Source organism: Mesorhizobium japonicum MAFF 303099 (assembly GCF_000009625.1).
Taxonomy (GTDB): domain Bacteria; phylum Pseudomonadota; class Alphaproteobacteria; order Rhizobiales; family Rhizobiaceae; genus Mesorhizobium; species Mesorhizobium japonicum.
In genome coordinates this window covers 1792603-1816866 of sequence record NC_002678.2, presented here as the reverse complement: position 1 = coordinate 1816866, position 24264 = coordinate 1792603, and the positions used below count along the sequence as shown (strand labels likewise).

The 24264-nt window shown below is 63.5% G+C and carries 33 protein-coding genes; 22 read left to right on the top strand and 11 right to left on the bottom strand.

Features of this window, described 5'->3' with window-relative positions:
* The first annotated feature begins 133 nt into the window (after nt 1-133).
* From MAFF_RS10010 to MAFF_RS09965, 9 genes are all read left to right on the top strand, one after another.
* Entirely contained in the window at nt 134-655 is a 522-nt protein-coding gene (locus MAFF_RS10010; RefSeq protein ID WP_010910783.1) for an Hsp20/alpha crystallin family protein, read from the top strand.
* A 120-nt stretch (nt 656-775) separates the two neighbouring features.
* Nucleotides 776-1507 (top strand): gamma-glutamylcyclotransferase, encoded by a 732-nt coding sequence (locus MAFF_RS10005; RefSeq protein ID WP_010910782.1) that lies wholly within the window; start codon nt 776-778, stop codon nt 1505-1507.
* Nucleotides 1508-1605: 98 nt separating this feature from the next.
* Nucleotides 1606-1929 carry an ArsR/SmtB family transcription factor gene (locus tag MAFF_RS10000; protein ID WP_010910781.1) on the top strand — a complete coding sequence of 108 codons (324 nt, stop codon included), beginning with the start codon at nt 1606-1608 and terminating at the stop codon, nt 1927-1929.
* The gene (locus tag MAFF_RS09995; RefSeq protein ID WP_010910780.1) at nt 1926-2357 is read left to right on the top strand and encodes an SRPBCC family protein; all 432 of its coding nucleotides are present in this window, start codon (nt 1926-1928) and stop codon (nt 2355-2357) included. The genes MAFF_RS10000 and MAFF_RS09995 overlap by 4 nt, the downstream gene beginning before the upstream one ends.
* Nucleotides 2358-2490: 133 nt before the next feature.
* Nucleotides 2491-2883 carry a VOC family protein gene (locus tag MAFF_RS09990; protein WP_010910779.1) on the top strand — a complete coding sequence of 131 codons (393 nt, stop codon included), beginning with the start codon at nt 2491-2493 and terminating at the stop codon, nt 2881-2883.
* Between the two features lie 35 nt (nt 2884-2918).
* Complete coding sequence (locus tag MAFF_RS09985; protein ID WP_032931192.1) at nt 2919-3140, top strand: hypothetical protein; 222 nt, start codon at nt 2919-2921, stop codon at nt 3138-3140.
* A gap of 11 nt (nt 3141-3151) precedes the next feature.
* Entirely contained in the window at nt 3152-3580 is a 429-nt protein-coding gene (locus tag MAFF_RS09980) for a DUF1801 domain-containing protein (RefSeq protein ID WP_044548208.1), read from the top strand.
* Nucleotides 3581-3614: 34 nt separating this feature from the next.
* Nucleotides 3615-4007: a DUF1801 domain-containing protein gene (locus tag MAFF_RS09975; protein ID WP_010910777.1), complete on the top strand. Its 393-nt coding sequence runs from the start codon at nt 3615-3617 to the stop codon at nt 4005-4007.
* A gap of 619 nt (nt 4008-4626) precedes the next feature.
* The gene (locus tag MAFF_RS09965) at nt 4627-5718 is read left to right on the top strand and encodes an acyltransferase family protein (RefSeq protein WP_044550747.1); all 1092 of its coding nucleotides are present in this window, start codon (nt 4627-4629) and stop codon (nt 5716-5718) included.
* A gap of 17 nt (nt 5719-5735) precedes the next feature.
* Here MAFF_RS09965 and MAFF_RS09960 read toward each other — a convergent pair whose 3' ends face one another.
* The 5 genes from MAFF_RS09960 to MAFF_RS09940 all read right to left on the bottom strand — a co-directional run bounded on the left by MAFF_RS09960 (nt 5736) and on the right by MAFF_RS09940 (nt 12078).
* The gene (locus MAFF_RS09960) at nt 5736-7724 is read right to left on the bottom strand and encodes a glycoside hydrolase family 127 protein (RefSeq protein WP_010910775.1); all 1989 of its coding nucleotides are present in this window, start codon (nt 7722-7724) and stop codon (nt 5736-5738) included.
* A gap of 18 nt (nt 7725-7742) precedes the next feature.
* Nucleotides 7743-8600, bottom strand: coding sequence for a carbohydrate ABC transporter permease (locus MAFF_RS09955; RefSeq protein WP_010910774.1), 858 nt, complete (start codon nt 8598-8600; stop codon nt 7743-7745).
* Entirely contained in the window at nt 8600-9529 is a 930-nt protein-coding gene (locus MAFF_RS09950; protein ID WP_010910773.1) for a carbohydrate ABC transporter permease, read from the bottom strand. The genes MAFF_RS09955 and MAFF_RS09950 overlap by 1 nt, the downstream gene beginning before the upstream one ends.
* A 195-nt stretch (nt 9530-9724) precedes the next feature.
* Entirely contained in the window at nt 9725-10972 is a 1248-nt protein-coding gene (locus MAFF_RS09945; protein WP_010910772.1) for an ABC transporter substrate-binding protein, read from the bottom strand.
* 62 nt (nt 10973-11034) lie between these two features.
* Nucleotides 11035-12078: a LacI family DNA-binding transcriptional regulator gene (locus tag MAFF_RS09940; protein ID WP_032931184.1), complete on the bottom strand. Its 1044-nt coding sequence runs from the start codon at nt 12076-12078 to the stop codon at nt 11035-11037.
* A gap of 284 nt (nt 12079-12362) precedes the next feature.
* Between MAFF_RS09940 and MAFF_RS09935 the strand changes: the two genes are divergently transcribed.
* From MAFF_RS09935 to MAFF_RS09920, 4 genes are all read left to right on the top strand, one after another.
* Nucleotides 12363-13436 (top strand): sensor domain-containing diguanylate cyclase, encoded by a 1074-nt coding sequence (locus MAFF_RS09935; RefSeq protein WP_010910770.1) that lies wholly within the window; start codon nt 12363-12365, stop codon nt 13434-13436.
* Nucleotides 13437-14008: 572 nt separating this feature from the next.
* Nucleotides 14009-14215: a hypothetical protein gene (locus MAFF_RS09930; protein WP_244420759.1), complete on the top strand. Its 207-nt coding sequence runs from the start codon at nt 14009-14011 to the stop codon at nt 14213-14215.
* A 5-nt stretch (nt 14216-14220) separates the two neighbouring features.
* Nucleotides 14221-14412 carry a hypothetical protein gene (locus MAFF_RS09925; RefSeq protein ID WP_010910768.1) on the top strand — a complete coding sequence of 64 codons (192 nt, stop codon included), beginning with the start codon at nt 14221-14223 and terminating at the stop codon, nt 14410-14412.
* A 64-nt stretch (nt 14413-14476) separates the two neighbouring features.
* On the top strand, nt 14477-14701 hold the full coding sequence (locus MAFF_RS09920) for a DUF6500 family protein (RefSeq protein ID WP_010910767.1): 225 nt from the start codon (nt 14477-14479) through the stop codon (nt 14699-14701).
* Here MAFF_RS09920 and MAFF_RS09915 read toward each other — a convergent pair whose 3' ends face one another.
* Complete coding sequence (locus MAFF_RS09915) at nt 14702-14968, bottom strand: DUF1488 domain-containing protein (RefSeq protein WP_010910766.1); 267 nt, start codon at nt 14966-14968, stop codon at nt 14702-14704.
* Nucleotides 14965-15219 (bottom strand): hypothetical protein, encoded by a 255-nt coding sequence (locus tag MAFF_RS09910; RefSeq protein WP_010910765.1) that lies wholly within the window; start codon nt 15217-15219, stop codon nt 14965-14967. Before MAFF_RS09910 ends, MAFF_RS09915 begins: the two co-directional genes overlap by 4 nt.
* A gap of 246 nt (nt 15220-15465) precedes the next feature.
* Here MAFF_RS09910 and MAFF_RS09905 point away from each other — a divergent pair, with 246 nt between their 5' ends.
* The 3 genes from MAFF_RS09905 (at nt 15466) to MAFF_RS39975 (ending at nt 17770) form a co-directional block, all read left to right on the top strand.
* On the top strand, nt 15466-15780 hold the full coding sequence (locus tag MAFF_RS09905; protein ID WP_010910764.1) for a co-chaperone GroES: 315 nt from the start codon (nt 15466-15468) through the stop codon (nt 15778-15780).
* Between the two features lie 61 nt (nt 15781-15841).
* On the top strand, nt 15842-17473 hold the full coding sequence (gene groL, locus MAFF_RS09900) for a chaperonin GroEL (protein WP_010910763.1): 1632 nt from the start codon (nt 15842-15844) through the stop codon (nt 17471-17473).
* Nucleotides 17474-17611: 138 nt separating this feature from the next.
* On the top strand, nt 17612-17770 hold the full coding sequence (locus MAFF_RS39975) for a hypothetical protein (RefSeq protein ID WP_010910762.1): 159 nt from the start codon (nt 17612-17614) through the stop codon (nt 17768-17770).
* 15 nt (nt 17771-17785) lie between these two features.
* Here the strand turns inward: MAFF_RS39975 and MAFF_RS41165 are convergent, their stop codons facing one another.
* Nucleotides 17786-17914 (bottom strand): hypothetical protein, encoded by a 129-nt coding sequence (locus MAFF_RS41165; protein ID WP_280113143.1) that lies wholly within the window; start codon nt 17912-17914, stop codon nt 17786-17788.
* 149 nt (nt 17915-18063) lie between these two features.
* Between MAFF_RS41165 and MAFF_RS09895 the strand changes: the two genes are divergently transcribed.
* Nucleotides 18064-18378, top strand: a complete 315-nt coding sequence (locus MAFF_RS09895) for a GYD domain-containing protein (protein ID WP_010910761.1) — start codon at nt 18064-18066, stop codon at nt 18376-18378.
* A 176-nt stretch (nt 18379-18554) separates the two neighbouring features.
* The gene (locus tag MAFF_RS09890; protein WP_010910760.1) at nt 18555-19052 is read left to right on the top strand and encodes a GAF domain-containing protein; all 498 of its coding nucleotides are present in this window, start codon (nt 18555-18557) and stop codon (nt 19050-19052) included.
* A gap of 209 nt (nt 19053-19261) precedes the next feature.
* Here MAFF_RS09890 and MAFF_RS09885 read toward each other — a convergent pair whose 3' ends face one another.
* The 3 genes from MAFF_RS09885 to MAFF_RS39750 all read right to left on the bottom strand — a co-directional run bounded on the left by MAFF_RS09885 (nt 19262) and on the right by MAFF_RS39750 (nt 21288).
* Complete coding sequence (locus MAFF_RS09885; protein ID WP_063825841.1) at nt 19262-20326, bottom strand: YeiH family protein; 1065 nt, start codon at nt 20324-20326, stop codon at nt 19262-19264.
* A 326-nt stretch (nt 20327-20652) separates the two neighbouring features.
* Nucleotides 20653-21030 (bottom strand): ester cyclase, encoded by a 378-nt coding sequence (locus MAFF_RS09880; RefSeq protein WP_010910757.1) that lies wholly within the window; start codon nt 21028-21030, stop codon nt 20653-20655.
* Between the two features lie 75 nt (nt 21031-21105).
* On the bottom strand, nt 21106-21288 hold the full coding sequence (locus MAFF_RS39750) for a hypothetical protein (RefSeq protein WP_162034351.1): 183 nt from the start codon (nt 21286-21288) through the stop codon (nt 21106-21108).
* An 85-nt stretch (nt 21289-21373) separates the two neighbouring features.
* Between MAFF_RS39750 and MAFF_RS09875 the strand changes: the two genes are divergently transcribed.
* The 4 genes from MAFF_RS09875 (at nt 21374) to MAFF_RS09860 (ending at nt 24199) form a co-directional block, all read left to right on the top strand.
* The gene (locus MAFF_RS09875) at nt 21374-21841 is read left to right on the top strand and encodes a GNAT family N-acetyltransferase (protein ID WP_010910755.1); all 468 of its coding nucleotides are present in this window, start codon (nt 21374-21376) and stop codon (nt 21839-21841) included.
* 27 nt (nt 21842-21868) lie between these two features.
* The gene (locus MAFF_RS09870; RefSeq protein WP_044550741.1) at nt 21869-22255 is read left to right on the top strand and encodes an ACT domain-containing protein; all 387 of its coding nucleotides are present in this window, start codon (nt 21869-21871) and stop codon (nt 22253-22255) included.
* The gene (locus MAFF_RS09865) at nt 22252-22611 is read left to right on the top strand and encodes a hypothetical protein (protein ID WP_044548202.1); all 360 of its coding nucleotides are present in this window, start codon (nt 22252-22254) and stop codon (nt 22609-22611) included. The genes MAFF_RS09870 and MAFF_RS09865 overlap by 4 nt, the downstream gene beginning before the upstream one ends.
* Nucleotides 22612-22765: 154 nt before the next feature.
* A complete protein-coding gene (locus tag MAFF_RS09860; protein WP_010910753.1) occupies nt 22766-24199 on the top strand; it encodes an aldehyde dehydrogenase family protein in 1434 nt (477 codons plus the stop codon).
* The last annotated feature ends 65 nt before the right edge of the window (nt 24200-24264 follow it).

The window sequence follows — 24264 nt, the reverse complement described above, 5'->3', positions numbered from 1 at the left end:
GAAGCAGAGCCAAAACAGCAGCACAGATGGGGCGGGGAGCGATGCCGGCTTCAGACGGCGCGTTGTCCTCCGGAGCATGGCAGCCAGAGCATACAAACGTGCCAAAAACAGGATCAAGAAAGGAGAAAGTGCAATGACCATTCGTGATCTCATGCCATGGGGCCGCGACACCAGCCAGTCTCCGACCCTCTTTCGCGAAGGCGATCGGGACCCGTTCATGGGCCTGCATCGCGAGATGAGCCGCCTGGTCGACGACATGTTCCGCGGCTTCGAGTCGCGGCTTCCGTCCATGGGCAGGTTCTCTTTGGCCGGCACCGGTTGGCCCAGCGTGGAAATCTCCGAAACGGACAAGGATATCCGCGTCACAGCCGAGATACCCGGCATGGAGGAGAAGGACATCGAGGTGTTGCTCGATGACGGCGTCCTGACGTTGCGCGGCGAAAAACACTCCGAAACCGACGACAAGGAGCGTCAGTTCTCCGAGCGGTTCTATGGCCGCTTCGAACGTCGCATCCCGATCGGCTTCGAAGTCGCGGAGGACAAGGTCGCCGCCGATTTCCGCAACGGCGTACTGTCCGTGAGCTTGCCGAAGTCCGAGAAGGCGCAGAGCAAGGCAAAGCGCATCCCCATCGGTGGCAAGAGCACCAAGCATTAGAACAGACCTGCCGGGCGTGCGTGCCGCGCACGCCCGGCATTGACCGGCGGATTTCGCGCCGGTCGCCCTTGAGAATCCCCCAGCCTTCGGCAACATGGCGGCAAGGCTGGGAGCGCAAGGATGAACAAGGCCATTTCCGCCGCACCGGGCAAGTCCGTACCGCGCAAGACGCCGATGGCGCTGACCGAGGCGCTGGTGGCGCGGACCATGCGGGTGGTCGAGGATGCCGGGCCGACGCCGGGCATGGTCCATATGCTGGACGCCGACTATGCGCGGTTTCGCGACGAGATCCTGGCCTCGGCACCGCCTGGACCGCTGAAGCTGTTCGCCTATGGCTCGCTGCTGTGGAAGCCGGCCGGCGAGGTCAGGGGTGGCGAGCGGGCGGTGGCGCGCGGCTGGCACCGGTCATTCTGCTTCACGGTGCAGCGCTTTCGCGGCACGCTCGAGCAGCCCGGCCTGATGATGGCGCTCGATCGTGGCGGCCAGTGCCAGGGCATGGTGTTCGAGATCGCCGCGCCGGTCGCCGAAAATCTGGAAGCGCTGCTGCGCCGCGAGATGACCATTCTGCCCGCCGTCAACGTGCCGCGCTGGCTGCAGGTCAGCACGGAAGGCGGGGCGAGCCGTGCGCTCGGCTTTGTCGTCGATCCGGCCAATCCGCGCTATGCCGGCAAGCTCGACAAGTCCGCGGTCGCGGCGACTTTGGCCAGGGCCGTCGGCCACTGGGGCTCGGGCGCGCAATATCTGTTCGAGACGATCCGCCACCTTGACGCCTGCGGCATACGCGACCGCAATCTATGGCAGTTGCAGGAACTGGTGGCGCAGGAGATCGGCCGCACCCATGCGGCTCCCTAGCCGCCCGCCGATATTTCGGGCGCTCCGATCTTCCGCTTGACGAACATATATCTCTGCGGTTATACGTAAACCAATAGCCAACGGGTTATCGATCTGAGATGCCTGATACCCATGACATGCTCTTCAGGACGCTCGCCGACCCGACCAGGCGGGCGATCTTCGAACGGCTGTGCCGCCAGGGTGAACAGACGGTGGGCGCGCTGACGAGCCAGTCCGGCGTCTCGCAGCCGGCCGTGTCGAAGCATCTGGGCGTGCTCAAGCAGGCCGGGCTGGTGCGCGACCGCCACGAGGGTCGCCAGACGCATTACAGTGCGCAGCTCGGCGCGCTGGCGCCGCTGATGGACTGGACACGTGAGATGGCCGGGTTTTGGGAGGCTCGGTTCGATGATCTCGAGGATTTGCTCAAAAGGATGGACCAGTGAACGATAGTGCCACGGAAAACCGCACTGTCGTCGTCGAGCGGCAGATTTCCCATCCGCCGGAAAAACTCTGGCGCGCGCTGACGCAACCGCATCTGATCGAGGAGTGGCTGATGAAGAACGATTTCAAGCCCGCTGTCGGCCACCGCTTCAACATCAGCGCCGATTGGGGCGGCGTGCTCGACTGCGAGGTATTGGCCGTCGAGCCGAACAAGACGCTGTCCTACACCTGGAACCTCGCGCACCAGGACCCGGCGTTCGATCTCAGGAGCGTGGTGACCTTCACGCTCACCCCGACGCCAACCGGAACGCATCTGCGCATGGAGCAATCCGGTTTCCGGCCCGATCAGCGGCGCGCCTATGGCGGCGCCAAGATGGGTTGGCCGCAATTCTTCGAGAAGCTGGAGCAGCTTCTCGACCGGACGGACTAGACTCGTTGTTTTGACGCAATTCCGAACGGAAAACCGTTTCACACTTTTCCTGGAATTGCTCCGCCGGCCGATCGAACCCGACACCCGACTTCACCGGGCGGTCCACCGCCAGCAAAACCTATGGAGAAAGACGATGAAGATCAAACTGACCAGCATCTATGTCGACGAGCAGGAAAAGGCGCTTGCCTTCTACACCGGCGTGCTCGGCCTGACCAAGAAGGCCGATTTCAGCAATGGGCCGTTCCGCTGGCTGACGGTCGCCTCGCCGGACGAACCCGAGGGCACCGAGCTGCAGCTGGCGCTCAACGACAAACCGGCGGCCAAGGCCTACCAGCAGGCGATGTTCGAGCAGGGCCAGCCGGCGGTGATGTTCTTCACCGACGACATCAAGGGCGATCATGAGCGCATCAAGGCGCGCGGCGGCATCTTCGCCATGGCGCCGACCGAGGTGACCGGCTCGACCATCGCCAAGCTCAACGACGGCTGCGGCAATCTCATCCAGATCACGCAACTGGCGCGCTGGTAGCGCCCCCGGTTTCACACGTTTCACGGGAGGTCATCTTGGACTGGAGCACATGGATCAGGCAGGCGCATCGCTGGCTGTCGATCATCTTCACGGCGACCGTCGTCGCCAATTTCGTCACCATGGCGTTTGGACAGCCGCCCGCCTGGGTGGTCTATTCGCCACTGCCGCCGCTCTTCCTTATGCTGTTCAGCGGCCTTTATATGTTCGTGCTGCCCTATGTCGCGAAAGGACGCAACACACAGCGGGTCAACGGATAGGAGGAAAGCGCATGGCCAAATCGACCGCTGCCAAGGCCGAGCGGAAGCTGCTTTCGGGCGGCAATCCGCAGATCGCCAAGGGTTATGGCGATGCTCCCGTGCAGGCCTATATCGCGGCGATGCCGGGCTGGATGCGCGAGATGGGCGGGCGGCTCGACGCACTCATCGAGCGCGCCGTGCCCGGCGTGCACAAGGCGGTCAAATGGAACTCGCCGCTCTATGGTATCGAAGGCGAGGGCTGGTTCCTCGGCCTCCATTGCCTCACAGGATATATCAAGGTGGCCTTCTTTCGCGGCGCGTCGCTGAAGCCGGCGCCGCCGGGCGAATCCCGAAGCCGGGACACGCGCTACCTCGACATCCATGAGGACGACGCGTTCGACGAGGCGCAATTCAGCGCCTGGGTAAAGCAGGCCAGCCAATTGCCTGGCGAGCGCATGTGAGCGCGCTATTGTTCATGTTTTGAGGAGAAGCAGCATGACCGGATTGCAGGAGAGCAAATCTCCCTCCGAACTGATCGACGGCAGGATCATGGAACTCGGCGACTGGCGCGGCGAGATGCTGGCCCGGCTGCGCGCGCTCATCCATCAAGCCGATCCCGACGTGGTCGAGACCTGGAAGTGGCGCGGCGTGCCGGTGTGGGAGCATGACGGCATGATCTGCACCGGCGAGACCTACAAGAGCGTCGTCAAGCTGACCTTCGCCAAGGGCGCGGCGCTGCCCGATCCCGCCCGCCTGTTCAACTCCAGCCTCGACGGCAATACGCGGCGGGCGATCGATTTTCAGAAGGGTGAGGAGGTCGACGAAGAGGCGCTGAAGGCGCTGGTGCGGGCTGCCGTGGCGCTGAACAAGTCGAAGGCCAAGCGCTAGGGCGTAGTCTCATTGTCGCGTAACCGCTCGACGAGGTTGCGCGCCAAGAGTCTCGGTCGGAAGACGGCCCATTGCGGACCTACGCCCAAGAAGGATATATTGCGCCAGCGCGCGTAGGCATTCCGCTTCATCATCGCGCATTTTCATGAAAGAAAATAATAGATTTTACTCGCTTATGCATGCGGTCTGTGCTGGGCATGGCTATTGCGGAGGAATGCACGGCGACAAGTTCATGGATGTCACCGATTTTATTCCACAATCCGGTAATGTTACAGCGGATCAATTCGTGGAATGGGTATTTCTAGCTGAGTATGAGAGTGAGAGTGTGCGAATGTCTCCCCGATGGGATCGGCATCGCCAGAGGATACGAGACTATTTTGTTGAGCATATGGGATCAGACGCAGTCGACGCCAGCCAACTAAAATGGGAAGTGGAGGGCTAAGCCAACCCCATCACTCTGTTTCCCACCCCATCGCTGTCATACTCTGTGAGTTCACGACTTAGGCGCCGCCATCCTGCCACCCCAAGACCTTCCATGTTTACGATCTGGGAAGCCTGATGGTGCTAGATGTCGCCGGATGATGGCTGGCCGCCTCGGCCGGCCCCGGATGGATTTGCCATGAACAGCCCGATGCGCATGCCGTGGGTGGACACGGCCAAAGGCCTCTCGATCATCCTCGTGGTCATGATGTACGCGGCCTACAACACGGGCGAGTACACGGGCGGCGTCGGCTTCCTGCATTATGTCATCGGCTTCGCGACGCCGTTCCGCATGCCGGAATTCTTCCTGATCTCCGGCCTGTTCCTGTCGCAGGTGATCGACCGGCCGTGGCGGCGCTACTTCGACCGGCGCGTCGTCCACCATCTCTATTTCTACGTGCTGTGGGCGATCATCTCCATCGGGTTGAAGATCGGCATCTTCAGCCGCGATCCCGGCGGCATGCTGCACGATCTCGCGATGGCCGTCGTCCAGCCTTATGGCGTGCTGTGGTTCATCTACATGCTGGCGGTGTTCGGCCTTACCGCCAAGCTCTTGCGGCAGTTTCGTGTGCCGGCCTGGATCGTCATCCCGATCGCTGCCGGACTGCAGATGTGGGCGCCGCATCCCGACAGCTATGCGGTCGAACAGTTCGCGGCCTATTTCGTGTTCTTCTATGTCGGCTTCGTCATGGCGCCGCCGGTGTTCCGGCTCGTCGAATGGACGCAGCCCCGCCCGGCGCTGGCCGTCGCCGGCCTGGCTTTATGGGCAGTTATCAACGGCCTGCTCGTCTATTCGCCGGGCTATGCCATGCAGCCGGTCGGCATTCAGATGGGGCTGGCGGCATGGCCGCCGCTGCATCTTACTTTGGCCGTCGCCGGCGCGGTGGCGCTCTGCGTGCTTGGAGGCTTGCTCTCGACATTCCCTGTCATGGAATGGCTGCGCTGGCTCGGCGAACATTCGCTGGTCGTCTATGTCGCCTTCACCATCCCGATGTCGCTGTTCCGTGGCGCCGCACTGGCAAGCGGTATGCTGACCGACACCGGCATGCTCAGCCTGGCGGTGCTGCTGGTCTCGATCATCAGCCCTGTCGTGCTCTACCTCATCATCCAGCGCGTGGGCTTCGGCATGTTCCTGTTCGAGCGGCCGGCCTGGGCGCATATCGACAACAGCGCGCCGCAAGCGGCACAGAGCGTGGCGCTGCCCGCCGCCGCCCAATCAAGCCGGACATAGTCGAGCAGCGGGAGGCCTCAGCCGTCCCGCAGCCACACCAGCATCTCGCCGGGCTCGCGGTTGTCCCAGGCGTAATAGGGGATGGCGGTCAGGCGCGTCTCGACGCTGGCCGGCGGCTCGCGCCGGTAGAGTCCGTCCTGCCAGCCGTCGCCTGCATCGGCCCGCGCCTTCGCTGAAAGCGTCACCACGCCGCCCAGCAGTTCGGGCGCTTCATGCGCGTCTATGCTTGCCGTGCGCGGCAGGGTCAGGCGATGCAGCCGGCCGTCATTGTCCGATGCCTCGACGCAGTAGATCAGCGGCCCGCGCGACAGCGCGACGCGGCCGGCATCCTGCCGGACCTCGGGATTGGCGTAGAGCCGCTCGATCGGCATTTCGAGGTCGAGCCGGACGCGGTCGCCCTTCTGCCAGCTGCGCCGGATCGCGGCATAACCGTCGCTGGTCATGTCTTCGAGGTCGACCGCCTCGCCATTGATCTCAAGCGTCGCACTGCTGCTCCATGCCGGGATGCGTAGATGCAGCGTGAACTCGACCGGCGCCTGCGGCTCGACCGTGATCTCCACGGCGCCGTCCCAGGGATAGCGGCTTGCTTGCGTGAGCTGCACCGGCGTGCTCGCAATGTCGAAGCGGGCGGTGGAATCGCCGTAGAGGTGAACGGCCAGTGCATCATCCGCCAGGCTGTAGAAATAGCTGCCGATCGAGGCGACCATGCGCCCGACATTGGGCGGACAGCAAGGGCAGCGGTGCCATTTCCACCTGTTGTGCCGGCCCCGGCTTTCCAGCGGGTTCTCGTAGAAGAACAGCGAGCCGTCGAGCGACAGGCCGGAGATCGAGCCATTGTAGAGCGCGCGCTCCATCATGTCGGCGTAGCGGGCGTTCGGCCCCATGCCGAGCATGCGGCTCGCCCAGAACACCAGGCCGACGGCGGCGCAGGTCTCGGCATAGGCGCTCTCGTTGGGCAGGTCGTAGTCGCTGGTGAAACCCTCATTGTGCGCCGACGGCCCAAGCCCGCCGGTGATGTACAGGTTCTTCGTGGTGAGGTCGTCCCACAGCCGGTCGAGGGCGACGCGCAGGCTGTCGTCGCCATATTCGGTGGCGATGTCGGCCATGCCCGAGTAGAGGTACATCGCCCGCACCGCATGGCCGACGACCTTGTCCTGCTCGCGCACCGGTCTGTGCGACTGGCTGTATTCATAGGTCTTGAAATGATAGGCTCTTGGGTCGGCGCCACGGGCGCGCGCCTCCTCGTCGAAATAATGCGGCTGTTGGCCGCGCTGGTCGATGAAGTACTTCGCCAGATCCATATATTTCTGCTCGCCGGTCACCCGCGCCAGCTTGACCAGCGCCAGTTCGATCTCCTCGTGGCCGCAATAGCCTTTCTTCTTGTCGGGTTCAGGCCCCAGCACCGAGGCGATGTGGTCGGCATAGCGGCACATAATGTCGAGCAGCTTGCGCTTGCCCGTCGCCTGGTAATAGGCGACCGCGCCCTCGATCAGGTGCCCGGCGCAATAGAGCTCGTGGCAGTCGCGCAGGTTTGTCCAGCGCTTGCCGGGCTGGATGCGCTGGTACCAGCTGGAGAGATAGCCGTCCTCCTGCTGCAGCTTGCCGTACATGTCGATGACGGCGTCGATCTTCTTCTCCAGTTGCGGGTTCTTGCGCCGGTAGAGCGAATAGGCCGCGGTCTCGATCGTCTTGCCGAGATCGGAATCCCAGAACATCTGCGTCGTCACCGTCGAGCCGGTGAATTCGGCGCCTTGGCGGTCCGCTTCATCGGGCGAGGGTGAATGGAAGGGGATGACGATGCCGGGCGAGGGGCGGTCCGGATCGATCTGCTCCAGCATGCGCGCCTCGACGCAGCGTTCGTAGAGGATGTCGGCGGTGCGGGTGGCCACCGCGTCGGCGCGGTCGCCCCAGAAGCCGTGCACATCGACCTGCGGCACCGGCAGCGGCCGGAAGGCGAGTTTCGGCTTGCCCTTCGTGGTGGGGCGGGGGGATGGCGATGCGGTCATGAACTCACTCCGTTCTGTCTATTTGACGGCCCCGGCCATCAGGCCGCGGATGTAGAAGCGCTGCAAAGCAAGGAACAGGATCAGGCACGGCACCATCATCACGGTTACGCCCGCCTGCACGGCGCCCCAGTCGATGGCGCCGAAGCGGCCCGACTGCAGTGCCGTCATCATCACTGGCAGCGTGAATTTGGACTGGTCGGTCATCAGCACCAGCGCGGCGAGGAATTCGTTCCAGGCGCCGAGAAAGGCGAACAGCGCGATGGTGACGACGCCCGGCCAGACCAGCGGCAGCATGACCTTCAAAAGCATGGTGGCGTTGCCGGCGCCGTCCATGCGCGCGGCCTCCTCGATCTCGCGCGGCACGGCGTCGAAGGCGTTGCGCATCATGAAGATCGAAAACGGCAATTGCAGCGTCACATAGACGCCGACCAGGCCGGTCAGCGTGTTGTGCAGGCCAAGCCTGGTCAGCACCAGGAAGATCGGCGTCAGGATCGACTGGAACGGGATCATGATCGTCGACAGGATGAGGACGAAGAACAGGTCCTTGAACGGAAAGCGGAAGCGCGAAAAGCCGTAGCCGGCCAGCACGCTGACGATGACCGACAAAAGGACAGTCATCACCGAGACGTAGATGCTGTTTTGCGCCGAGACCCAGAGCCCGTCGCCGAAGGAGTTGAGCGTGGCATAGTTTTCCAGCGAGACGCCCGTGGTCGGCCAGGGCGGCAGCGGCGGCAGGCGCGCTTCGGCCGCGGGCTTGAAGGCCGACAGCGCCGTCCACACGATCGGCGCCAGGAACAGCAGCGAGGCGATGATGCCGGTGGAGTGCCTGGCCAGGCGTGCGGCGAGCTTGCCCCTGGCTGAAATCGCTTGCGCCATCAGTCGAGCCCCTCGGGCTTGCGCAGCAGCCACAGCTGGATGAGGCTGAGCGCCACCAGGATGACCAGCAGCACCATGGACAGTGCCGCGCCATAGCCTAGCTTGAACGACACGAAGGACTGGTTGAAGATCCAGTAGACCGCCGTCAGCGTCTGGTTACGCGGGCCGCCGCGCAGGATGATGTAGAACTGGTCGAAGGCGAGGATCGAGCCCGCGACCGACAGGATCAGCGCCAGCGCCAGCGTGCGGCGCATCAGCGGCAAGGTGATCGCCCGGAACCTGGCGAACGGTCCTGCGCCGTCGATGACGGCGGCCTCCTGCAGATCCTGCGGGATCGATTGCAGGCCGGTCATCAGGATGATCATGGTGAAGCCGGCGACCTTCCACACCACCATGGCGATGATCGACCAGAAGGCCGGCTGGAAGGTGGCGAGCAGGTTGAACTTCCTGTCGATCAGGCCGAGGTCGTAGGCAGCCGGGCTGAACAGGCCGGAATCGACGTTGAGCAGCCACGACCAAAGCAGGCTCGCGGAGGCGAAACCGACCACCGCCGGCATGAAGAAGAAGGTGCGGTAGAGGTTGGTCAGCGGCCGCGGTTTTTCGATGAAGATCGCCAGGGGAAAGGCGACGGCGAAGATCGCGATGGTGACGACCACTGTGTAGTAGCCGGTAAATTTGAGTGCATTCCAGAACCTGGTGTCGCGCAGGATCGCCCAGTAATTGTCGAGCCCGATGAAGGTATGCTCGCCCATCAGCGGCCAGTTGTGCAGCGACATCCACGCCGTCATGCCGAGCGGGATGACGAAGAACACCATGACCAGCGCCACCGCCGGCGCGACATAGATGAGGCCGATCCACTGCCGGCGGCCGGCACCGACCAGCTTTCGGGCACGGGGCGGGGCGGTGGTGCTTGCGGTGATGGTGGTCATGCTTTGCCTGTTCTTGCGTCGCATCCAGTTGGCCGCCCTACCTCCCCTTGTGGGGAGGTCGGACCGCAGGTCCGGGTGGGGGGCTGGCGCTGACCCCACCCCGCTGCTTCGCAGCGACCCTCCCCACAAGGGGGAGGGTAAGGAGCACGCCGACCACCCGCCCAGGGAGACAGGCGGGCGGCCGGCAGGCGGCCGCTACTTCTGCGGCGCCTGGTCGATGATCGACTGCATGGTCTCCTGCGCATTCGCTATGGCGCCATCGACATCGTCACCGAAGAAGACCTCGTTGATCATCTGCGTCCACGGGCCGTTGGCGGAGTTGATCAGGTCGTTGAACACCACCGAATAGGGCGTCTTGCCCTTGGCCATGGCCTCGGCGGCGACCTGGTAGCGCGGGTCGAGATCCTTCAGCGCGTCCTTGGCGATGTCGCCGCGCACCGGCAGGCTGCCGTATTTGGCGAGGATGGTCTGGCCTTCGAGCGAATAGGCGAAGTCCAGGAACTCCTTCACCACGGCGAGCTTCTTGGTGCCCTTGGTGACGACGAAATTGTCGCCGCCGGCGAAGGACGACCAGCCGCCATCCTTGCCCGGCAGGAAGGTGATGCCGTAGTCGACATTGGGATACTGGGTGTTGAGCGCGCCGATGGCGAAGGCGCCGGAGGGCGAGATGCCGATATTGCCGGCGGCAAAGGCGGCAAAGAAGTTGGCGCCGGTGTCGGTCTGCGCGCCTGCCGGCACCAGGTCCTTCTTGACCATCGAGCGGTAGAGATCGATGGCGCCGCGCAATTGCGGGCTGTCCAGCGTCGCCTTGGAGCCGTCCGCCGAGAGGATATCGCCGCCCGAGGCCCAGATCAGCGGGGTGAAGGTGAAGATGTTGCAACCGCCGCAATTGCCGGAGAAGTAGAAACCCTTGATGTTGCCGCCAAGCGCATTGACCTTCTCGGCATCGGCGGCGATTTCGGCCCAGTTGGTGGGGCCTTTTTCAGGGTCGAGGCCGGCCTGCTTGAACAGTTTCTTGTTCCAGATCAGCACCGAGGCGTCGGCCGAGAAGGGCAGGCCGTAAATGTGGTCCTTGTAGGTGCCGGTCTTGACATGCGCCGGCGACAGGCTGGCGAAATAGGGCAGGGATTTGGCCCAGTCGGTGATGTCCTCCAGCTGGCCGGCGGCGGCGAAGGAGGGCGTGTAGATCAGGTCGAGCGACAGTGCGTCGGGCGCCGTGCCGCCGGCGGCGGCCGCGCCATATTTCGGGATGATCTCGGCGTTGGGGATGATGTCGAGCCTGATCTGGTCCTTATGCGCCTTGTTGTAGGCGTCGACGATGCGCGGCATGAAATTCGAGCCGTCGGCACGCACCCAGATGTTGGCGGTGTCGGCGGCGGCAGTGCCGAGACCACTGCCCAGTACGGCAGCGGCCAGGGCCAGTTTGGCAATCACGTTCCTCATCTTCTCCTCCTCCAGGGTTGGCCGCTATCCGCGGCTTGGCGCCGATCACGCGGCGCGTCGTTTCAGCCATCCAGCGGATGGCCGCAGGAACGCCGTACCACCAGCCGGCACGGCAGTTTTCGAATGCCCGGCGCGGCGGGCCGACCGCCGACCAGGGAAAGCAGGGTCAGCCCGGCCTCGCGGCCGAGGGCGACCAGGTTCATGTCGACCGAGGTCAGCGGCGGGCGCGTCGCTTCCGCGACGATCTCCCAATTGTCGAAACCGATGACGCCGACATCGCCGGGAACGTCGAGGCCGCGCTCGCGCAGGGCGTCAATGACGCCGCGCGCGATCTGATCGTTGCCGCAAAAGACGGCGTCCGGCCGTTGGCTTTTGCCGTCGAACAATTGCGCCACCGCTTCATGTCCCCAGGCTTCCGACCAGGCGCCGAGCAGCGGCTCGGTGACCGGCAGGCCGTTTTCGGCGAGCACGTCGCGATAGGCCTGGGCGCGGGCGTGCACCACGGCAAAGCTCGCCGGCCCACTGACATGGGCGATGCGCCTGCGGCCGAGCCGGCAGAAATGCTCGACCGCCAGCCGCGCGCCGCCGGCATCGTCCGAGACGAAGGCGACGGCGTCGGGATCGGGCTGGGTGAAGGCATAGATCACCGGGATGCGCAGATTGGCGAGATCGACGGGCAGATGGCGGTCGATGCGTTTTCCCGTAGCGATGATGCCGTCGACGCGCTTGTCGAGCATGGCCTCGACATGCAGCTGGCCCAGCCGCGGATCCTCCTCGACATTGCACAGGAACACCGAGACGCCATTGTCGACCAGCGCGTCCGAAATGCCCGACATCAGCGGCAGCGAGAAGCGGCCGTAAGTATCGTTGGTGAGCAGGCCGACGGTGAAGGAGCGGCGCCTGAGCAGGCTCTGCGCCAGGCTGTTGGGCCGGAAGCCGAGGCTGCGCGCCGTCTCGCGGATGCGCTCGCGCGTCTCGGCGGTCATCCGCCCCTGGTCGTTGAGCGCCTTCGAGGCGGTGGCAACGCTGACGCCGGCCCGCGCCGCCACGTCACGCAAGGTGACGGGCTTGGGAAAGACCGGAACAGGCTGATCGTCCGCTGCCATCGAGAATCCTTAGTTGGGAAAAGGTTTTCTCTTACAGACCGGAACAAGGCCCGGCCAATGGCCGAGCCCGATCGGAACTGTTTGGAAAAACCTTTTCTCAAGTCGAGGGTAGGCTAGATCGGGGGAGTGTTCAAGGGGAAAAGTTGACGTCGGCGATCGCTTCGCCGCAAGCTTGGCATCGATGGATTTTCGCCGGAGATTCCGCTGCCGCTCGGGAAGTGTCAGCGAAGTGTTAATCGCTCCTGCGCCATGGTGGCTGTCCGCCAAGGCAGCAGAGCCCCGCAATGTCCGACACACCCTACAGTCTCAAAGGTCCGGCGCGGCCCACCGCTTCGACACGAAACGGCAAGGGTCGGCAGGATGCGCGTTGGGCCGAGCGCCGCCGCGAAGCAGCCATCGCCAAGCTCAAGGCTGAACTTGCCGCGCAGGCGGCGCTGATCGCCGGCCAAGAGGTTGCGCTGGCGCACAGCCGCAAGATCTTCGACCGCGCCTCGGTCGCCGCGCGCATCGGCGTGTGGGAATGCAGCCTGCCCGGCGAACAATTGCACTGGACCGATGTGGTCTACGACCTGTTCGACCTGCCGCGCGGCGCAGCACTCGACCGTTCGGAGATCATCAAGTGCTATCCGGCGGAGTCGCGCAAGGCGCTGGACAGTCTGCGCAGCCGCGCGATCGCCGAGCGCAGCGGCTTCACCCTCGACGCCGAGATCACCACCTTCGCCGGACACAGCCGCTGGATCCGCATCACCGCGACCGTCGAGTGCGAGGCTGATGTGCCGGTGCGCATCTTCGGCATGAAGCAAGACATCACCGAGGAAAAGATCCTGTCGGACCGGATGCGCTATCTCGCCGAATTCGACCCCATGACCGGGCTTGCCAATCGCGCCCGCTTCCAGGCGCGGCTGGCGCAGCCGGATGCCAGCCGTCCACTCGGCGCGCTGCTGCTGATCGATCTCGACGGCTTCAAGGCGGTCAACGACACGTTCGGCCATGTCGTCGGCGACGAGTGCCTGAAGGCGGCGGCCGAGCGCCTCGCCGAAGGTTGCGGCGAGGCGGATCTGGTGGCGCGCGTCGGCGGCGACGAGTTCGCGGTGCTGCTTGGCTCGCATCTCGACCGGGCTGCCGTCTCCGGCGTGGCGCGTGAGATCATCGAGGGGATGGGCAAGCCGGTCGTGGTGCGTGGCCAGTCGCTGCGGCTGGGCGCCTCGGTTGGCATTGCATTTGCCGGGCAAGGCGCGCCTTGCGATCTCTTCGCGCAGGCCGACACCGCGCTCTATGCCGCCAAGGCGGCAGGGCGCAACACGTTCCGCATCTTCAAGGCCGAGGCCGGCGGGAAAGACCGCAGCGCCGCGGCGTAGGGGCCTGAGTTTTTCAGGAAAGGCCTGGATGGCTTCCCCTTGGAATTGTTTGCAAACAAAGAGATAGGGCTGTTATTTGAAGCTCTGAATCGCCTGGCGGCACGCTGCGTGCCGGTCATTTATTGTCCGCGCAGCCTGGATACTCACGGCACCGCTCGCTCCTCGGGATTTCGGGGCACAAAGTCTGCCGAAGAGCGATGCCAAGCGACATTTCGCAAAGTGCCGACAGAACAGCCGTCAGGCTTAACTTTTCCGCAAGCATTTCCCCGTTAGGTCGGTTGCAATGGCCTCGTGGCGGAGCGGCTACGCTGGAGACGGCAAATCTCTGAAGCCTCGGTTCGATCCCGAGGCGAGGCCTCCAAAAATCATACAGCCGAGAAGCTGCGCCCGACCTCTTGTCGCGGCCGGTTTGCGCGGTTGCGGCATTGTCGCCTCCGACGACCATGGTCGCGAAGGGCCGACGTTAAAACCACCTATCTGCATTTGGCATGCAGGGTGCTCGCGAAAAGAGTGCTATGGCAGGGGCGCGAGCCTGCTCGCTTCTACTTTCCCCGACATTCGAGGTCATTTTCGTGCGTGAACCGTCACCGCTGCCGGTCTTTGGAAAACTCGGCGTCAAGGCATCCGTCGCCGTCGTGGCGTCGCCGGTCGCTTCGGCCGGTATCGTAGCGCGCCTGCGGGACCTTCTGGCCACGCATGGCGGAATGGCGCTGAAGCTGTCGGTGATCGCCTGGACGATCCTGGTCCTGGGTACGGTGTTTTTCATGTTGCAGGGCTGAGAATCATGGCCAATCGCTATACACTGCGCATGGATCTGCCCCAGAGCTGGGCCATCGTCGATGTCTTCACTGGCCAGCCAGCCGTGATCAGGCAAAAAGTGATGGTCGGCATGAGCCCGCGCGAGGCCGAGGACATGGTCTTGCAGATGAATGTCGGCGACATCCGGCGCCGGGAGAGGGCGGAGCGCAAGGGTTGAACGTTCCCGCCGCCGGCTCTGAGGGTGGCCAGGACCCCGCAGCACCAGAACGAAGAGGATTCCCGTGAGAGCGAGCCTGAGGCAAAAGATACTAGAGGTCTGCGACCGCAAGATTTCCGAGAAAGGGCCTGCCGTCGGCGTGTCGTTCTACGCGTTTTTCGCCAACAGGAATGACGACCCCGAACTGCTGATGGAAGCAGCGGAATGGTGGATCAGGACCCACCGCCTCGACCATTTCGAAAAAGCCGCGAAGATACGGACGATGATCGAGGACATGGACCTCGGCTGATCAGCCGAAGTCGTCGGCCGTCAGCACATACATGCTCTTGCGCGTGCGGCCGTAGGCCTTCGAGGCCACGTCGCGGATGGCGCTGCTCTCGGTGTCGAATGTGGCGAGGTAACCGGCCTCGTTGGCCGCGGTTGCCGGCTGCATCCTGGTCATGGCATCGGCGGCGACCGAGAAGGAAATCTGGAACATGCCGTCATGGCCGACGAAACGAATGCGCTTGCCGGCTTCGTCATAGCTGCGGCTGCGGTTGGGGAAGGTCAGGCTCATGTTTTTGCCTCCGTTGCGGCGGCCTTCTTGGTCGCCCGCTTCTTCTTCGGCGTCGGGTTCAGGGCTTCGGCGACGCGGTCTGCCTCTTCCTTGGCCAGGCGCAATGTCCTGAGCTTCGCCGTCTTGATCTCCCTGGCCTTCGCCTCGGACATGTACTCGGCGGTCGCCTTGTTGCGCTCCGCCGTCTTCTTCTGCTTGTCGACGAAGCGGGCTTCAGCTTTTTCCATGATCGTCTGATTGCCGTCGGCCATCGAACAAATCTCCCTTGCGTTTGAAATCGTGAAAGTGAACTTGTCCGATAAATAGGCACTCAACCGGCAAAATTCAATTTTTTGAATTATTTATACCATTCGCGATATCACGAAATCGCCGGCCGAAATAATACTTTTCAATATTTATCGAGACCGCGAATAATTTTTGGCACTCCTATCTATCGAGTGCCAAAGCGCCTATATGGGGGAAGCGGCCGCCTAAGCCGGCCCCAGAAAGAAGTTTTCATGAAGTTTCGGCCACTCCACGACCGCGTCGTCATCCGGCGCGCCGAAGGCGATACCAAATCCAAGGGCGGCATCATCATTCCCGACAACGCCAAGGAAAAGCCGCAGGAAGGCGAAGTTATCGCCGTCGGCCCCGGCGCACGCGACGAAAACGGCGCGCTTGTGCCGCTCGACGTAAAGGCCGGCGACCTGATCCTGTTCGGCAAATGGTCGGGCACCGAGGTCAAGATCGACGGCGAGGACCTTCTGATCATGAAGGAAGCCGACATTATGGGCGTCATCGACAAGAGCGTCGAAGCCAAGAAGGCCGCCTGACTGGAGCGCCGCGCCTTCCGCGCGGGGTTCGTCCACTCCAAATTCGAACGGGATTGAAAAAATGTCTGCCAAGGAAATCAAATTCGCCACCGACGCGCGTGACCGCATGCTGCGCGGCGTCGAGATCCTCACCAATGCGGTGAAGGTCACGCTGGGCCCCAAGGGCCGCAACGTCATCATCGACAAGGCCTATGGCGCGCCGCGCATCACCAAGGACGGCGTCACCGTCGCCAAGGAAATCGAGCTTGCCGACAAGTTCGAGAACATGGGCGCGCAGATGGTGCGCGAAGTGGCCTCGAAGACCAATGATCTCGCCGGCGACGGTACCACCACCGCGACCGTGCTGGCCGCCTCGATCCTGCGCGAGGGCGCCAAGCTGGTTGCCGCCGGCATGAACCCGATGGACTTGAAGCGCGGCATCGACCAGGCGGTTGCCGCCGTCGTCGTCGAGATCAAGGCGAAGGCCAAGAAGGTCAAGTCGTCGGCCGAGATCGCCCAGGTCGGCACCATCGCCGCCAACGGCGATGCAACCGTCGGCGCGATGATCGCCAAGGCGATGGACAAGGTCGGCAATGACGGCGTCATCACCGTCGAGGAAGCCAAGACCGCCGAAACCGAACTCGACGTCGTCGAGGGCATGCAGTTCGACCGTGGCTATCTCAGCCCGTATTTCGTCACCAATGCCGACAAGATGCGCGTCGAGCTGGAAGAGCCCTATGTGCTCATCCACGAGAAGAAGCTCGGCAATCTGCAGGCGATGCTGCCGATCCTCGAAGCGGTGGTGCAGAGCGGCAGGCCGCTGCTGATCATCTCCGAGGACGTCGAAGGCGAAGCGCTTGCCACGCTGGTCGTCAACAAATTGCGCGGCGGCCTCAAGGTCGCGGCCGTCAAGGCGCCGGGCTTCGGTGATCGCCGCAAGGCGATGCTGGAAGACATCGCGGTGCTGACCGCAGGCCAGATGATTTCCGAGGATCTCGGCATCAAGCTCGAAAACGTCACCATCGAGATGCTCGGCCGCGCCAAGCGTGTGCTGATCGAGAAGGACACCACCACGATCATCGACGGCGCCGGCACCAAGGCGACCATCCAGGCGCGCGTCGCCCAGATCAAGGGCCAGATCGAGGAGACCACCTCCGACTACGACAAGGAGAAGCTGCAGGAGCGGCTGGCCAAGCTGTCGGGCGGCGTTGCCGTCATCCGCGTCGGCGGCGTCACCGAGTCGGAAGTCAAGGAAAAGAAGGACCGCATCGACGATGCGTTGAACGCGACGCGCGCGGCGGTCGAGGAAGGCATCGTGCCCGGCGGCGGCGTCGCCCTGCTGCGCGCAAGGTCGGCGCTGTCGGGCCTCAACGGCGCCAATGCCGATGTCACCGCCGGCATTTCGATCGTGCTCAGGGCGCTTGAAGCGCCGATCCGCCAGATCGCCGAGAATTCCGGCGTCGAGGGCTCGATCGTCGTCGGCAAGCTCGCCGACAGCAAGGACCACAATCTGGGTTTTGACGCCCAGAACGAGACCTATGTCGACATGATCAAGGCCGGCATCGTCGACCCGGCGAAAGTCGTGCGCACCGCACTGCAGGACGCCGGCTCGATCGCAGCACTTCTGATCACCGCCGAAGCCATGATCACCGACATCCCGGCCAAGGATGCGGCGCCTGCCGGCGGTGGCGGCGGCGGGATGGGCGGCTACTAAGGATTCAGCCGGTCTGGAAGGTGGTTCATACGAGTCACCTTTTAGCCTGACCTGAATCCGCGCCGGCTCCAGGAGCCGGTTGCTACCGCCGGGGGATTTTCTCCCGGCGTACAGGCCTCTAGCCCAGGAGATCGATCCATGATCGTGTTCGCGCAGAAGCCACAGACGGTCGTCACGACCGAAACCACCGAGGAAAGCCGCTTCGACCGCATCCGCAGGATTGCCGCCGACAAGCACAAGAAATCGGATTCCGACACGGCCGCGCCACAGAAGGGCGAGCCGAAGCGTCCGATGTAAGGTCGCGCCTCGCCGCTACTGGCCGTTCAGCCTCATCGTCACAATCACATCGCGGGTCAGCGGCGCGAGTTCGATGCCGCATGCCGAGCGCGGTCCAGCCAGATAGCTTCCTGTCGGCAGTATCGGCGTGTCCGGTATTGTCATTATATTAGCTTCAGCGCATATTTGCCCGGCAGCGAGCCCTTGGCCGCCAACGCGTCCCAGGGCGCCTGCAATTGTTCCGAAAAACAAATCACTCCGTGCCGCTCGAATTATGGAGCAGCACGAGACAATGACATTTGGAGGAAATACCCATGAAAGTGACTATCTTGGCAAACTATGCGCCCCATGCCGCCAAAGGATTGATGCAAGGCTCGGACAGGCAGGCTGCGGTCAAGGCGCTTTTTGAAAGCGTTGGCGGCAAGATGACCAGCGTGATGTTCACGCGCGGCATCTACGACGTCGTTGTCAATGGCGAGGTGCCGGACCAGTCAGCGGGGATTGGCATGTCCCTTGCGGTGCGAGCGAGCGGCTCGCTGACCGAGATGGTTGTCCTGGAAGAACTCGACATGAAGGCAGTGCTCGCGGCGGCCAAGAAGGCAGCCGGAGCGTACAAACCCGCCGGCTGATGGACTTGCCTCCTTGATCAAGGCAGCACGGTTCGGTGCCGTGCTGCCGAATGTCGGACAGGGCATCTTCTTGCGACTTTCGCGGCGACTGGAATTCAAGCTAGTATCGTCAAGTGGTCGTTTGGTGCAGAGAGCTTGCGGAAACGCAACCGCGATTCTCAGTTCGGAGACAAGCCATGTTTGCCGCCAAGGCCATCGACACCTCGGACAAGGCCGCGTTCTACAGCGACCTCGCCGCTCAGCTGAAAGCGCTGCTCGACGGTGAGAGCGACTCGATCGCCAATGCCGCCAACACCGCGGCCCTGATCTTTCAGATGGTGCCCGACCTCAACTGGGCCGGTTTCTATTTCCTGGCCTCTGACGAGGAGCTGGTGCTGGGGCCATTCCAGGGTAAACCGGCCTGCGTGCGCATCGCGGTCGGCAAAGGTGTCTGCGGAACGGCGGTGCAACTCGGCACCTCGATGCTGATCAAGGACGTGCATGATTTTCCCGGCCACATCGCCTGCGACGCCGATTCACGTTCGGAACTGGTCGTGCTGCTTGAGGACGATGAAGGCGTCTTCGGCGTGCTCGATCTCGACAGCCCGCTGCCCGGTCGCTTCGACAAGGCCGACCAGGCCGGCATCGAAACGCTCGCCGCGATCTATGCGGCGGCGAGTTCGTTCGAGGACTGAGCGGTCGTCATCAGGATAAGCGTTGGCGCCGTAGGGCGCTACCTCGCAAGCCTATGGCCCTGCTTTCAACGCGTGGGTAAACGCCCCAACCGCCATCTCGATCAGCTGCGCGTGGATCTCGCCGCGCGACCGGCCCGCACCATCATGCGTGCTTAATCGCGATTGAGGACCGCTCGGCGCAGACGGCGTCGAGGGCTAACCCCGAGCCCTCAGACGAACTTCACCAGCACCAGGCTGAAGCAGCCGATGAACAGGAAGGCGCAGAAGGCGAGCGCCAGCGGGCGCAGGCCGCGCGAGCGGAGCTGCGAAATGTCGGCCTGCAGGCCCATGGCAGCCAGTCCCATGGTCAGCATGATGGTGGTGGCGAGCGCCATCGCCGATTTTACTTCCGCCGGTACGGTGACCAGGCTGTTCAGAGCCACGACGGCGACGAAGGCGGCGACGAACCACGGCATGGGCGGCCGCGCAGCCTGCTGGCCGCCGCTCGTCTTGCGCCGTGCCATCAGGCCGAGCGCGATGACCATCGGCGCCAGCATGGTAACGCGCGTCAGCTTGGCCACGGTGGCGATCTCGCCGGACTGGGTGCCGTTCTGGAAACCGGCGCCGATGACCTGCGCCACCTCATGGATGGAGGCGCCGGCCCACAGGCCGAAAGCATGCTGGTCGAGGCCGAGCGCGGGTGCGAGCAGCGGGAAGCCGAGCATGGCGACGGTGCCGAACAGCGTGATCGAGGCGACGGCATAAGTGACGTCCTCGTCGCGCGCATCGGTGACGATGTTGGTGGCGACGATGGCCGAGGCGCCGCAGATCGAGGTGCCGGCGGCGATCAGCTGCGCGAGCTTGCGGTCGACGCCGATCAGCCGGCCGAGCGTGATGGTGAAGACGAAGGTGGCGCCAAGCGTCGCCGCCACGATGCCGACCCCGCCGGCGCCGATCGAGACGACCTGGCCGAGCGTCAGCTGGAAGCCGAGCAGCACGATGGCAAAGCGCAGCAGGCGCTTTTGCGAGAAGGCGATGCCGGCCTTGGCATGCGCCGGCGTACCGAGCACGTTGGAATAGACCATGCCGGCGACGACGGCCAGGATCATCGGGCTGAACAGGGCAAAGCCGGAAACATTGTGCGCCGAGAAGGCAACGGCTGTGATCATCGCCACCAGCACGAGGCCGGGAATGATGCCGTTCCACACTGAATCGAGCCGCTTGCGCCCTGCGGCCAGGTCGGCCGATATCAGGCCTTTGGGAATATCGTTCGCGATGTGGGTAAGGGAAGACAATGCAATGCTCCAGGCGGGTATGCCGGGAGACTGTCATTCCTCAAACGATCTTTCCAACGAATTGTTTTGGTTGGAATGATCGATTTTTACGAACGGTTTGGGTTCATTTTGAAAAGTCAGCGCCGCCCCTCACTGTCCTGCCGGACATCTCCCGGTAAGCGGGGCGAGAGTGGCTGGCGGCAACGCCGGCGACCCTCTTGCAACGCCGGCGATTGGCGAAATCGGCGATCATAGCGTCCTTCTCCCCGTCACTATACGGGGAGAACTGCCCGGCAGGGCGATGAGGGGCGGCGCAAACGCCCGGATAGTGGAGCGAAGAGGCTAGGCTACAGCTGCGCCTCGATCGCCGCCTTGTCGATGACCGACCAGACGTTCCTGATCCGGTCGTTCAGGAATTCATAGAACACGTTCTCGCTGAAGGAGACCTTTTTGCCGTTGATGGGCAGGCCGAAGAAAGTTCCGTTCGGCGTGCAGTTGAACTGCAGGCGGCTGGCGATGAAGGGCGGTTCGGAGACCAGCAGCTGGACATCGAAATAGAGGTCCGGGATTTCGCGAAAATCCCGCTCCAGCATGGCGCGGTAGCCTGAGAGCCCGACGCGGTCGCCATTATAGTGGACCTCGTCATGGACGAAGCGATGCAGTCGCTGCCAATCCTGGTTGTTGAGGCAGTCGATATAGCCTCGGTAGAGGTCGGTTTCGGTCACGGCGACGGCTCCGGGGTTTCGTCAGATCACGTTCCGGCAGGAAGATAGAACGGCTGCGGGCGCAGTCCAGGTGGATCAGTCGCCATAGCGCAGCGCATCGATCAGCAACGACGACACTGGGATGGCTTGGGCTAATCCCCAACCTTGACAGCCGTACGCTTCCTGCTCCAGCTTGGCGTCATGTTCGTCCTCGCGCCCACAAACAGCACGCGACGCCGCCGCCCATTGCGGAGCGGCGAGCTGATTGCGCGACGACAAAGGCCGGCAGGATAGATCCGGTTCGTTCGTTTCCAGCCCCGCCCGCGACACCGCCGGCGGGGGTTTTCATGTCTGGAGCATTGTCATGACCATCAATTCTTCCATCCGGTTTCGGCCGGCCGAACCCGCTGACGCCGCCGCGATCAGGGACATCGTGCGATCAGCCTATGGCAAATGGGTGCCGGTGATCGGCCGCGAGCCGCTGCCGATGCGCGCCGACTACGGGAAGGCCGTTGCCGAGCATCCGTTCGAGCTCGCCGTCGCCGACGGCCGCATCGTCGGCATGATCGAAACCATGCTGGCCGGCGATCATTTGTGGATCGAGAATGTCTGCGTCGCGCCGCAGGCGCAGGGCAAGGGGATCGGCCGGCTGCTGCTGGAGCGGGCCGAGCAGAAGGCGCTCGAAGCGGGCCGCGCGGAGCTGCGCCTGCTGACCAATGGGGCTTTCGAGGCCAATGTGTTGTTGTACAAAAGGCATGGCTATACGATCAACCGGGAGGAGCCGTTCATGGGCGGCATGACGGTCTATATGAGCAAGAAATTGACGCGATAGCGGACAATCGGAGGCATGGACAAGGCGATGGCGGCCAAGGTCAAATTGAAGCAACTGCCCGGGTCGTACGCGATTTCGCGGCTCGGGGCGGGTGACGGCATTCCGGGCTGGGCGGACGGGCCGGGCTTCGTCAGCATCACCAGGACCGACGACGAGCTTTCGATCACGTGCCTGCAGGATCGCGTTCCAGGCACGGTCAAGCACGATGGCGACTGGGTCGCCTTCAAATTGCAGGGGCCCTTTGCTTTCGACGAAACCGGCATCGTGCTGTCGGTCATCCAGCCGCTGTCGGAAAACGGGCTGGGCATCTTCCTGGTGTCCACCTTCGACGGCGATCATCTGCTGGTGAAAGCGGCGGACCAGGAAGCGGCGCGACAGCATCTGGTCGAGGCAGGACACACGCTGTTGTCGTGAGCGAAAAAGGTGCTGACGTGATGCAAGAAGCCGTCCGCGACCTTTGCAGGATTGCTCCCAAGCTGACGGACGACCTCAATTTCGAGCAAACTACCGCAGCGCAGAAGTGCATCGAGGCCTTGGTCCTGCCATTGTCCACGGATGACGTCAGCGGCCTGATATCGTTGCTGCCTGCCGACGGCGACACAGCCTACGGGCTCAACTGGTCCATTCTACATGCGGTCGAAGCGGCTCCCGAATGGCCGCTGTGGGACATGCTTCGAGACGAAGGCAACGATTGGGTTCGCCGGTTTTGCCAGCGGCTTGCCAATGCGGGTTTCGAAGCCCCATGCGATGTCGGTTCAAAGCCGAACTGACCGCACCGCTTCCTGGCCCAACGCCTCTGGCTCAATCACTGGCGGGCTGGCTCAACCACTTCGGGGGTTGCGTTTGACGGCGCTGTTTGCGCATCGTTATTTCTAGCTGGATATCACGGTCGGAACGGCCCTGCAGCACCCCAAGGAGAAAACCATGTCACACAATCTGCAGTTCTATGTCGACGGCGCGTGGGTCGATCCTGTCGTGCCCAACACGCTCGATGTCATCGATCCGTCGAACGAGGATGCCTTCGCGCAGATCTCGCTCGGCTCCAAGGCCGATGTCGACAAGGCGGTGGCCGCCGCCAAGCGCGCCTTCAATTCGTTCGGCTTCACCTCGGTCGAAGAACGCCTCGATATCCTAAACCGCGTCATCGAGGTCTACAAGAAGCGCTCCAAGGACCTCGCGCTCGCCGTGTCGCGCGAAATGGGCGCGCCGCGCCAGATGGCGCTCGACAGCCAGGTTGGCGTCGGCCTGGCGCATCTGGAGAAGATGGCCGAAGTGCTCAGGACTTTTCAGTTCCGTCACGTCAAGGGGAGTGCGCTGATCGTCAAGGAACCGATCGGCGTCGTCGGCCTGATCACGCCATGGAACTGGCCGCTGAACCAGATCACCTGCAAGGTCGGCCCGGCACTCGCCGCCGGCTGTACAATGGTGCTGAAGCCATCGGAGATCGCGCCGCTCGACGCCATCATCTTCGCCGAGATCATCGACGAGGCCGGCGTGCCGAAGGGCGTGTTCAACCTCGTCAATGGCGACGGTCCCGGTGTCGGCCAGGCGCTCTCCAGCCATCCCGACGTCGACATGATGTCGTTCACCGGTTCGACCCGGGCCGGCATATTGGTGGCCAAGGCCGCCGCCGACACGGTCAAGCGCGTGCACCAGGAACTGGGCGGCAAGTCGGCCAACATCCTGTTCCCGGATGTCGACCTGGCCCGCGCCGTCACCAAGGGCGTCGCCGGCTGCTTCGGCAATAGCGGCCAGTCCTGCAATGCGCCCACCCGCATGTTCGTGCCGCGCGACCGCCATGACGAGGCCGCCGGTTATGCCAAGGCGGCGGCGGAAAAGTTCGTGGTCGGCCCGGCCGACGGCGCCAACACCAAGCTTGGCCCCGTCGTCAGCCAGATGCAGTTCGACAAGATCCAGGACCTGATCCAGGCCGGCATCGACGAGGGTGCGACGCTGGTGGCCGGCGGCCCCGGCCGCCCGGCCGAACTCAACCGCGGCTACTATGTCAGGCCGACGGTGTTCGCCGACGTCACCCACGACATGCGCATTGCGCGCGAGGAAATATTCGGGCCGGTGCTGGCGATCCTGCCCTACGACACGGTCGAAAAGGCCGTCGAACAGGCCAACGACACCGTCTACGGCCTTGCCTCCTACATCCAGGCCAAGGACATCCAGAAGGCGCGCGACGTGGCCGCACGCATGCGCTCCGGCAATGTCTACATCAACTATCCGGCCTGGGACGCCGGCCTGCCCTTTGGCGGCTACAAGCAGTCGGGCAACGGCCGCGAATATGCCGAATACGGGCTGGAGGATTTTCTGGAGATCAAGGGCATCGCGGGGTATGAGGCGGCGGAGTAGGGCACGACGCAGTTGGGCCGGCGGCAACGCGACGCCGGCCGAAACGGTTAATTGTGGATTCCTGA